Source organism: Komagataeibacter intermedius TF2, from assembly GCF_000964425.1.
Lineage (GTDB): Bacteria > Pseudomonadota > Alphaproteobacteria > Acetobacterales > Acetobacteraceae > Komagataeibacter > Komagataeibacter intermedius.
In genome coordinates this window covers 1-267 of record NZ_BANF01000734.1, presented here as the reverse complement: position 1 = coordinate 267, position 267 = coordinate 1, and the positions used below count along the sequence as shown (strand labels likewise).

Here is a 267-nt window from a genome sequence, read left to right as displayed (position 1 = left end):
GTCGTGTCCGGGGTCCAGCCACCGAGCCCCGGTTCCTGATAGGTTGCGTTGACATGTGTCGGGAGTCCGCCGGGCACGTTTACTGTCTGTGCGTGCCCGATGGGGGGCATGACGAAGCCGCACGTCACAAGGACCACGGTCGCTTGCGCCGTGCGGCGGCATGGAAAGGGGAGCCGGATCACCTTGGCCTCCTGTTGCGAGGCGGACAGGATCGGCCAGCATCATGCGACCTGTGTCAGTACTTCGTACGGCGTTTCGGTTCCGGCC

The 267-nt window shown here is 65.2% G+C and carries 1 pseudogene; it reads right to left on the bottom strand.

The annotated features are described in order from the left end of the window. A pseudogene (locus tag B7449_RS19135) lies at positions 1–182 on the bottom strand (hypothetical protein); the annotation flags it as partial. Between the last annotated feature and the right edge of the window lie 85 nt (positions 183–267).